The sequence below is a fragment of the Microcystis sp. LSC13-02 genome, from assembly GCA_002282935.1.
Lineage (GTDB): Bacteria > Cyanobacteriota > Cyanobacteriia > Cyanobacteriales > Microcystaceae > Microcystis.
The window spans coordinates 1-10,540 of record MTBT01000217.1 but is presented as its reverse complement, the minus strand read 5'-3'; the positions used below and the strand labels follow the sequence as shown (position 1 = coordinate 10,540).

Below are 10,540 nucleotides of genomic sequence, written 5' to 3'. Positions count from 1 at the left end.
AGATAAACTCTAGGACAATTGCGGGAATTTCTCCTTGAAGATGGGGAGTATAACTGCGCCGAATTTCTCCACTAGCAATGGGTTTTACCGAGGGAATATAAACCCAATCAGGTGCTTTGACAACAGTTTTAGTTTTAACGGTAGCACATAAGCCAAAATTAGAAGCAATTAGCATCGATTCGAGAATTAGTCCTGCTAATTCTAGAGATTCTCGTAAAGCTGCCGCTAATAGAGGTTGCAGGTTATTATCTACAGGTTCGTCAGGTAATATAAAATCATCTGGCAGTTTTTCCCAGGCGATTATCGTTGATTTTGGAGGTAAATCAATAGCAGATGGTGTCATTATCGTAAACAGTCCTTCCTAATATTTAATAAGCTCTCATAAACTGTCCGCGACTAAGTAGGTACATTACTTGATTGGGGCTAAAGTAAACAAACATATTGCCTCCCACAAACGCTTCCCGTCCTTGAGTTTTTAACCATTGGGAGAGAGGTCTGACTAATAACTGCATTTGCAGTCCGTGTCGCTGGGTTTCTATGGGAATACCGTCATCAGAAGGTAGTTCATCTTGGGTAGGTGGTAGCTTTATCTCTGGTGGGTTAGCGCCAATTACGAGTGTCTCTTGAGCCATGGGTTGGTTGGGGTGAACAACTGATGGGACTTTCCTATCATAAACTATCATCGATGTCAACCCCTGGCGACCGCAATTTTGCTGCCAAGCGTTCGGCTCGTTTTAGGTTATGTGATTTTGTCAAGATTCTCTGACTATATTACAGTTCTAATCTTTTATGTAAATATTACAATTTCTCAGGATAGGGTCATCTATGTTTTTCTCTGACTCTACAAGTTGATAATTATTCTCATAGAGTAATTGTAAAAAAGTGCCATAAAGATTTTCTTTTATGAAAGGTACATTTATGGGACATAGGGTGACAATTGGATTGAATTTCTTGAGAGCATCAATAAAACGGGACTGAAAAGAATTGTCCCCAGGGAAAATAGAAGCTATCTCGGGATAGAACAATACTTTTCTGTTTTTGTGAAGATAATAATAGGATTCAAATAAACCTGAAAGGAGAATTGATGGTCGGTTTAATTGCTTTTCTAATGTATCTACTCTCTCAGACAAGCTGGCTAAAGCAGACATTTGCGAATAGCTTTTAGGGAATTGGAAATTGGATATCGTTGCGGGTATAAATTTTACACAAGCGATTAGGGACATAATAATAAAAGGCATGATTAATACACTGATCAGGGAGAGTCTTAATAAATCAAAAGAATTGGGCAATAGGATTGGTAAAAACTCCCTAAATTCCATTTTATTCTCCATCAATTCTGGGTCAGATTCAGACATTTTTTTTCGATAAGAACTAAAGGCATAATCAATCAAGCAACCATAGGAAAGAAAGAAGGGAAGTGATACAGATATCAAATTCCAAGGATGACTTCTATTGACAAAATACAAGAGGCTAACTATTCCCCAGATGGCAATTACAAAACGATACTTAGCGTTTTTATCCTCAACATGACTCTGAAAAGATTGTATGATGTTAAAACCGTAAACAACCATAAATATCATCCATATATTATCTGGAAAAGGCAAACCTAGAAAGCCAGAGCCAAATTTAAGAGTAGAACCTATATAATTATAAAAATTGATAAATTCTCCAGACAAAATTCTAAAGCAAAAAATAATTATGAAAATGATAATGATAAGATTGATACTGAATCCTGTTAATCTTTTAATCATGTTTTTTGCGCTAAAAGCATCTATTTTAAACTCATTCCAAATGTAAATAAAGAAATACATAATCAAGACAGATATACCAGAATCAAAATTACTTAGTAGAGCCATTGCTACTATAAAATCTAGAAGTAAATCTCGTAAGTTAAGTGTTAAAAACTTCAAAGAAAAAATAGCTTTATCGATAAATTTTCTTTCAGATACATACAACAAAGTAACCAGCAAAAGACAAGGAAATAAAGTTCTTAAAGGAAAATATTGAAAGTATAAATCTTGGCTTACTACCTTACCATAAAAATAACTCCAAAACAGGCAGCTAATAAATACCAAAATTCTGATCAATGGATTTTGGTAGATAGCTTTAACTATTAAATAGTAAAGAATAATCTGAAGAGCAATCAAACTACACACAACAATTTTGATAGACAATAGACTATTTCCTATTAATCGTGATAGTAGGCCAAGCAAAAGATAATATCCGCCATATAAACTTTTAAATCCATCGTCAACAAGGGGAATAAAAGGGGAATCACCATTAATGGCCGCTAAGGGGAAAATAACCACATTAAAATGGTAGTTCGATTGATCGTTATAAACCAGACTCCAAGCAACTGATGTCACCGTTACTAAAACGCCAATAAAAGCTATATTCTCAATCAATAATGTTCTCAAAAATTTACGAAGAGAAAATAAATGTAAGAGAAAAAAGAAAATAACTGTTAAAATTAATGCGACTGGAATTAGCACCAAAAAATTCAAGCTTGATAAATAAGTTGTCAGCTTATCTGAGTTGGATGACATCTCGGGTCTGATATATAACCCGAGACTTTGACCAGATCCTTGGGTAAAGATTCTTTGAATTGCTATCGTGTTGAAAACAAGACCAAGTCCCCACGAAAATAAAAACTCAAGATTACGACTTTGATTTGTGACTTGCCAATTATTGATTATTTTTGATAAAATAGAACTTGAATAGTTCAAAACTTTACCCAAGAATATAGGTAAAACAACAATTGAAGTTAAAACCAATAGATACCACATTGCTTCATAACTTTCATTTCCTTTCAATCTGCCAAATCTTGTGGTAAGAAGATAATCTACATCAATAATAATAAGTAGGAACGCCCCTACTCCTTTGAACCATTTATCGATCATATTTTTGTTCATTTATCTAATTTAATTTGAAGTATTGGATTCAACAAAAGTAAGGGAAAAGACAGTAAAGAATAAGTTTATTTTCTATCATAAACTATCATCAATGTCAACCCCTAGCGCTCTCAATTGTGCTGCCAAGCGCTCGGCTCGTTGCCTTTCTTGTTCGGCTCGTTGCCTTTCTTGTTCTACTAACTCACTCCCCCATAATAGCAAATTTCCCGACTTATCCCACCAGCGCAACCAATTAGTAGTAAATTCAGCTTTGGTTCCTTGCCAGACTCCCAAAAATAAGTTAATCTCTGCTATCCAATAACGATTGTTTTCATCAGGTTTTTGTTGTTCATACCTTCCTTGATTCAATCGATAAATTTCTAATTCTCCGGTTTTTGGCTGAAATATTCCATAGACAGGTACTTGTAAGATTTGCTCGTAAAAATACCATTTTCCATAGGGATAGTGAGGATTGATGGAATACTCACCCCCTTCGGTTTCCGAGATAAACTCTAGGACGATGGTAGGAATTTCTCCTTCAAGATGGGGGGTGTAACTGCGCCGAATTTCTCCACTAGCAATCGGTTTTACTGAGGGAATATAAACCCAATCAGGTGCTTTGACAACTGTTTGAGTTTTAACGGTAGCACACAAGCCAAAATTAGAGGCAATTAGCATCGATTCTAGAATTAGTCCTGCTAATTCTAACGATTCTCGTAAAGCTGCTGCTAAGAGAGGTTGCAGGTTGTTGTCCACAGGTTCGTCAGGTAGAATAAAATCATCTGGCAGTTTTTCCCAGGTGATTGGCGGTGATTTTTTGAACAAATTAATTGTAGATGGTGTCATTGTCGTAAACATTACTTCCCAATATTTAATAAGCTCTCTTCAGTATAAACTGCCCACGACTAAGTAGGTGCATTAAATTAATTATCAAATAGACCTTTAGGTGGACAATGCCTGCAATTAGTTCATACACTATCATCAACTTCAACCCCTAGCGCTCTTAATTTTGCTGCCAAGCGCTCGGCTCGTTGCTTTTCCCGCTCGGCCCGTTGCTTTTCCTGCTCGGCCAACTCCTCTATGGTGGGGAGCAATTGCCCCTCTGCTGTTGCCCAACGCAGCCAAGTAATCGGCTCTTGTTCATCCCCACGCCCCCTTCTAAGCGATGTCCCGCTAAATCTTCTGGGTCAAAGGGATCATACCAAAAGTATTCTGTCACCCGCAAACGATTCTGATAGATGAGCTTTTTCTCTTCTTTATCTTTTTGCGCTGTACTTTCAGAGAGCAACTCAATCACCACATCAGGAGCTTTTTCTTCTTCCCAGACGACCCAGCTTTTCCGTTCTTTTCGAGGCACGTCCACAACTACAAATACATCGGGCCCGCGATAATCCTCGTTACGCACTTGATTGGGGCTAAAGTAAACAAACATATTGCCTCCGACAAACGCTTCCCGTCCCTGGGTTTTTAACCACCAGGAGAGAGGTCTAACTAATAACTGCATTTGCAGTCCGTGTCGCTGGGTTTCCATGGGAATACCATCATCAGAAGTTAGTTCATCTTGGGTCGGTGGTAGCTTGATCCCTGGTGGGTTAGCTGCAATTAGGAGGGTTTCTTGAGCCATTGGATTAGTTGGGGTGAACAACTGGTGCTACTTTCTTATCATAAACCATTGTCAATGTCAACACAACTGTGATCGCAATTGTCAGTATTAGTCATATTTTGTCTATTGTCTCTCACAATTGGGCAATCAGGTTAAACTTATTCTCGAACTGACCTATCAAGGCTTTGTTTGGGTATATCTCTTGTTGTCTTACTTAGTCCTTCCTTGATAATCAAAAACCCAAATATTAACATTAACAATGGATTAATAATAACTGCTATACTAAGTCCTACATTAGTCATGGCTGGAATAATAAAGTAATTTTTGGGAATGAGCAAAAGACCAAACAGGAGCAGATAGGCTAAATCAAACTTACTTGACTTTGATTCATTAATAAAAAAAGCCGAAGGAATAAAAAGATTGAGAAGTCGATAATCTCCTGATGTGGGGGGGATAACATTCATCACAAAAACTAAAAGAGCTAGTTTTTTCCAGAAAATTTTCTCCTTAGTCAGAATGTATAAACTTACCAATCCTACTATTATTAACGATAGTACAGAATAGGGTCTCAAAAGTAGTGAAACCCAATCAAAAAATGTTTGCACTATATCTGATGATGAGATTATACCAATATCTTTAGAAATCTTTAAGACAAAAGCGGCAATAACCTTGATCAACCCGAACAAACTGACCCCATAAGGCCAACCTCCCGATCCGATCACATAATCTTGCACAAACATTGCTTGATTTCTTCTCAATCCTTGAATATTTTCTAAAATACTTCCCTGAAAACACAGCAGAGAAAAAATAGTTATTAATGCGGCAAATATAATTACATAGAGGATATTTTTCCACTTTTTTTCGCTTGCCAATAGGACTAGAAAAATTGCTGGAAATGGTTTCATCGCAATTGCTAGGGATAGACAAATTAAGGCAAAAAGCGATTTATAGTGATTGAAGCTATTATAAAAGTAAGCAAAACCACATAAAAACAAGAACGTATATAATTCTGCATTAGCTCTATCTATAGTAAATAGAAAAGGATAGCTCATGAAGGAAATCACAAAAATATCACGAAAATTGTCTAATCTATTAGTCTGAGAAAAATTATTGATTATGAACAACAGCCAGCAGACTAAAAAAATATTCAAAAACACTAATAGTGCTAAATCTCTGCTCTTAAATATAGTAAACGGGAAGAAAAATAACTCCCCCAATGGATAATATATACCAAAAATATAAACATCACTTCTGTAGGGATTAAGTTCCTTGATAAAGTTAACCATGTTCCAAAAGTCATTAAACTTATCGTTTGGCCCAAATAAAAAAGTATTAAGAGGAAATTGATTGCCCAAATAAGCTCCCATGATATAGTGATAAAAGACAGCTATAGTAAAGCCCATTACTATAATTGTGCTAAGTAGTTTGATTTTAATATTGCGTTCCATATAGTTTACTAATTAATAGTACAAAATTTCATCAAAAACAAAAAGTTTGCTCTTTATTTGCGTTCAAAATTAACTCGCTCCCTCTCTACAACTAGAGGCCTCTTTAAAGACCGTAAATGTATTAATCCAATATATTCACCTATAATACCAATAAAAAATAATTGCACAGCAGCAAAGAAAAATATCGTGATGTGCAAAGATGCAATTCCTATCGGTAAAAAATTGGGGTTAATTAGTTTTGCAACTAAATAAGCAATAGCGACAAATATGCTTAATACGCTCATAATAAAACCTGACATAGTTGCTACTCTAATAGGTACTCTAGAATGACTCGTAATGCCAAGCAAAGCAAAATCATAAAGCATGAAGAAGTTGGCACTACTAACCCCTCTCTTTCTCGCTGCACTGACATACTCAACCTCAGCAATCCCGAAACCCAATTCCGAAATTAAACCTTTAAAGTAAGGGTAAGGGTCATCAATTTTTCGCAAACTTTGAATGACACACTTATCATATAAACCGAATCCAGTTGTATCTCTGGTCAATTGTACATCAGATATAACGCTGAGAACATAGTAATAGAGTTTTTTGACCTTAAAAAGCACAAATGATTCCCTACTGTTTTTTCTCACCCCTTGAACAACTTTATATCCTTCTTCCCATTTAGTAACAAAATCAACGATTAAAGAGGGTGGATCTTGTAGGTCAGCCATCAGAAAAATCACGGCATCTCCATCTGGTTGAATGAGTCCGTAATAGGAGGAGCGAACAAAGCCAAAATTTCTGGCATTGACGATAATTTTGACTTTGGGGTCTTTTCGAGCCAGCATTTTTAAGATGTCTACTGTTCGGTCTTTAGAACAGTTGTCAATAAAAACGTGTTCGTAGTCATAATCAGATAATTTATTTTCAAAAATTGTCTTAACTTGAGAGTACAAATCCTCAATGTTATCCTCTTCATTATAGCAAGGAGTCATAACACTAATAAGCTTTTTCATGATTCACCTCTTTAATATGATAATTGAATTTTATTGATTACTTAACCAATTTAACATTTTACTGACTCCTTCACGGCTAGAAACTTTTGGTTTCCATTGAAGTTGAGTTGTTGCTTTGCTGATATCAGCAATGAAAATTCGTTGATCACTTTGCCTAACAGGAATCTTCTGATAATTTAATTTTGCTCCTGTTAATTCTTCCAGAATATCAAATAGTTCCAGTAAAGAAAGACTATTTTCCACTCCTCCTCCAATATTAAAAACTTCCCCCTTAACATTATCGATATGCTCAACAGCCGCTAGATAACAAGCGATCGCATCACTAGCATATAAGACATCTCGTACCTGCTTACCACTACCTGAAATGGTAAATGGTTCTGCTTGATGATTAGCTTTGGCTTCTAAAGCTTTTTGACAAAACCAACCAATCCATCCCTGATCGTAGGTAGAAAACTGACGACCTCCATAAATCGAAGAATGACGGAACACAACCGTTCTTAGAGCGAAAATACGAGCATAGTCTAACATATATTGATCCCCCGCACCCTTAGAGCATCCATAAGGTGAGTGAAAATCAAGAGGAATAGATTCATCAAACCCTTGAGGATGATCTGGACAAAAATAACGCTTTTCTAGTTCCTGATATTCCCATTGCTCCAGGTCTCCGTAAACTTTGTTGGTTGAAGAATAGACTATCACACTATCAGGAGAATGCTGACGCACGGCTTCTAAGACATTGATAGTCCCCAAGGCATTAATTTCAAAATCCATACGGGGATTAGCAATGGAGGTAGTCATTGCAACCTGTCCCGCTAAATGAAAAATAACATCAGGTTTAAACTCTTTGATTGTACGATTTACGTCATTGGTGTTACGAATATCTCCATGGGCAAATTGAAATCGACCTTGAGTTCGCAACCAGTTAAGATTTTGTTCTGAACCAGAGCGATACAAATTATCAAAAACGAGCAATTCTTCTCCTTCTTTCAATTTTTGTGCAGCAATGTTACTACCCAAAAATCCACAGCCACCAGTAATTAAATATTTCATTGATTGATACTACTCCTTTCCTGATCGATAGTGTACTTTAACCCTTCAACTAGAGAAATTTGGGGTTGCCAACCTAGTTTTAATAACATTGAAATATCCACATGGGATTCCATGATTTCATTTTCACGATAAGGAAGCATACCAAAATTCAGTCGAGTGACTTTATTTTCGGTCATTGTCTTAACCATTTGAACAAACTCTCGAATTTCAATGTTCTTTCCTGTACCTATTTCATAGCGATATAAATTGTTAGGAACATCAAAACTAAACTGAATCAGTTTGATAAAGGCTTCTACCACATCATCAATATAGATGAAATCTCGCTTCTGTTCTCCTAATGTCAAATCAAGAAAATCTACTTCATGCAGCAAATCTAAGATAATTTTAGAGACAAACTTAGAACGATCATCAAAAGGTCCGTAAAAATGCTCTAGAGCGACATTAATACAAACCATTTTTTGAGAAAATAAGGATAACCAGTCTAAAAAATGTTTTTTAGAAAGGGAATAGTAATTGACTCTTTTATCTAGAATGGTATCAGTATTAATGAATGTTTTTACCTGATGATTTTCTGCTATTTGTAGAATTTTCAAAGGCAAAAAAAGATTCGCTTGGATAATATCTGTAGGGGGAACGGCAAAACGACCATAATTGGTAGCACAGTGGATGATTATGTCAATGACATTTTCTTGAAAAATATCTTCTATATCAATCTGGTCAAGATCATAGAATCTTATTTTGTCAACAATCGAACCTAATCGGAAAAGTTTAGAGCTTGAACGCTTGACAACAATAACATTCAAATGATCTTTTACTATCCGTTTAACCAGATGACTTCCTAGAAAACCAGTTCCACCAGTCACTAAAATAGTTTTGCCCATCAAATTATCCATTGATATATGAGTCTATAATCCCAATATTTGGGATAAATGTTTAATAGAAGTTGCTTTCTCAGCTTTGACTCTGATCCAGACCTCTACAAAACTCTCGGATAGTCGCTGCTACATACTCTAACATCTCCTTGGTTAATCCCGGAAATACCCCAATCCAGAAGACTCCTGCCATGATTTTATCTGCATTAGACAAGTCTCCTATTACCCGATAATTTAATCCTTGATACAGAGGTTGTCGCAGTAAATTACCCCCAAATAATAGCCTTGTGCCGATGCGTTTTTCCTCCAAATGCTTAACTAAATCATTACGGCTAAAAGGCGCATCTTCCCTAACTAAGATAGGAAAGCCGAACCAACTCGGTTCAGAATGGGGGCTGGCTTCAGGCAAAATCAAAACATCTTGTAAGTCTTGTAATTTTTCATGCAAAAAGTCGAAATTTTCCCGGCGCTTTTTGATAAATCCGGGCAATTTATCCAGTTGCGCTACCCCGACGGCGGCTTGCATATCGGTCATCTTTAGGTTATAACCCACATGAGAATAGGTGTACTTATGGTCATAGCCAAAGGGCAAATCTCCTAACTGCCAACCGAAGCGCTTATTACAAGTATTATCTACCCCCGGAGGACACCAACAATCTCGGCCCCAGTCACGGAATGACTCGACAATCTTTTTCAAGCGGGTATCACTGGTTAAAACCGCGCCACCTTCTCCCATAGTCATGTGATGGGCGGGATAAAAGCTAACCGTTGCTAAATGCCCAAAGGTGCCAGTTTTTTGCCCTTTATAGAGACTTCCCACCGCATCACAGTTATCCTCCACTACCCAAAGGTCATGTTTTTCGGCAAAAGCCATCACCGCCTCTAAATTGAACGGGTTTCCCAAGGTATGGGCGATCATAATCGCTTTAGTCTTTTCTGACAAGGCCGATTCCAGTTGATCAATATCGAGGTCATAACCTGGTAGTTTAACGTCTAAAAAGACGGGAATTAGCTGATTTTGGAAGATAGGATTAACTGTAGTCGGGAAACCTGCGGCAACAGTAATCACCTCATCCCCCGGTTTAAGTTGTTTTTCCCCCAATTTAGGGGAAGTTAAGGCACTTAAAGCCACTAAATTGGCTGAAGAACCCGAATTGACTAATAAGCAATGTTTTACTCCCATCCACTGGGCAAAACGTTCCTCAAATTCTGCGGCATATCTGCCCGTCGTGAGCCAGAAATCTAGGGAAGAATCGACTAATTTGACTAATTCTTGCTCATCAAATACCTTACCCGAAACCGGAACATAGGTTTGCCCCGCCACAAAAGCCCGGGGTTGAAATTTGAAGTCATAGTACTTATGAACCGCTTGAAAGACTTGCTCTCGCAGTTCTGCTTCAGTATTGGTATTGGGGGGAGAAATAGATTGAGTCATGGTTAATTTCCTTTCAGGGGAGAAATTTCAACTTATTATTACTTAATTTGTATCCTTATCAGCCTTGAGTTCTCTGATTCACCAGACAACTTTGATAATATTCGATTTGTTGGCGAGTAAGGTCTTGGAATTGTGCTTTATCTTCAGAGTCCATTTGAGCCGCTTGATAATACCAAGTCACCGTTTCCTTGAGGGTTTGTCGAAAATCCCAGACGGGTTGCCATTTTAGGCTATGGAAAGCCT

At 37.1% G+C, this 10,540-nt stretch carries 7 protein-coding genes and 4 pseudogenes; all 11 read right to left on the bottom strand.

Annotation, left to right across the window (positions count from 1 at the left end; genetic code table 11):
- Positions 1 to 343: pseudogene (locus BGL89_RS13465) on the bottom strand (hypothetical protein); the annotation flags it as partial.
- A 67-nt stretch (positions 344 to 410) separates the two neighbouring features.
- Positions 411 to 632: pseudogene (locus tag BGL89_RS13460) on the bottom strand (Uma2 family endonuclease); the annotation flags it as partial.
- 147 nt (positions 633 to 779) lie between these two features.
- A complete protein-coding gene (locus tag BGL89_RS13455) occupies positions 780 to 2,900 on the bottom strand; it encodes a hypothetical protein (protein ID WP_286826131.1) in 2,121 nt (706 codons plus the stop codon).
- A gap of 87 nt (positions 2,901 to 2,987) precedes the next feature.
- Positions 2,988 to 3,737 carry a Uma2 family endonuclease gene (locus BGL89_RS13450; RefSeq protein WP_286826130.1) on the bottom strand — a complete coding sequence of 250 codons (750 nt, stop codon included), beginning with the start codon at positions 3,735 to 3,737 and terminating at the stop codon, positions 2,988 to 2,990.
- A gap of 122 nt (positions 3,738 to 3,859) precedes the next feature.
- A pseudogene (locus BGL89_RS13445) lies at positions 3,860 to 4,515 on the bottom strand (Uma2 family endonuclease).
- Positions 4,516 to 4,652: 137 nt separating this feature from the next.
- A complete protein-coding gene (locus BGL89_RS13440; RefSeq protein ID WP_286826129.1) occupies positions 4,653 to 5,942 on the bottom strand; it encodes a glycosyltransferase family 87 protein in 1,290 nt (429 codons plus the stop codon).
- Positions 5,943 to 5,995: 53 nt separating this feature from the next.
- Positions 5,996 to 6,940, bottom strand: a complete 945-nt coding sequence (locus tag BGL89_RS13435; RefSeq protein ID WP_286826128.1) for a glycosyltransferase family 2 protein — start codon at positions 6,938 to 6,940, stop codon at positions 5,996 to 5,998.
- 30 nt (positions 6,941 to 6,970) lie between these two features.
- Complete coding sequence (locus tag BGL89_RS13430; RefSeq protein WP_286826127.1) at positions 6,971 to 7,990, bottom strand: NAD-dependent epimerase/dehydratase family protein; 1,020 nt, start codon at positions 7,988 to 7,990, stop codon at positions 6,971 to 6,973.
- A complete protein-coding gene (locus BGL89_RS13425; RefSeq protein ID WP_286826126.1) occupies positions 7,987 to 8,883 on the bottom strand; it encodes an NAD-dependent epimerase/dehydratase family protein in 897 nt (298 codons plus the stop codon). The genes BGL89_RS13430 and BGL89_RS13425 overlap by 4 nt, the downstream gene beginning before the upstream one ends.
- Before the next feature lie 58 nt (positions 8,884 to 8,941).
- The gene (gene rfbH / locus BGL89_RS13420) at positions 8,942 to 10,297 is read right to left on the bottom strand and encodes a lipopolysaccharide biosynthesis protein RfbH (RefSeq protein ID WP_286826125.1); all 1,356 of its coding nucleotides are present in this window, start codon (positions 10,295 to 10,297) and stop codon (positions 8,942 to 8,944) included.
- Between the two features lie 58 nt (positions 10,298 to 10,355).
- Positions 10,356 to 10,540, bottom strand: a pseudogene (locus BGL89_RS13415) (CDP-glucose 4,6-dehydratase); the annotation flags it as partial.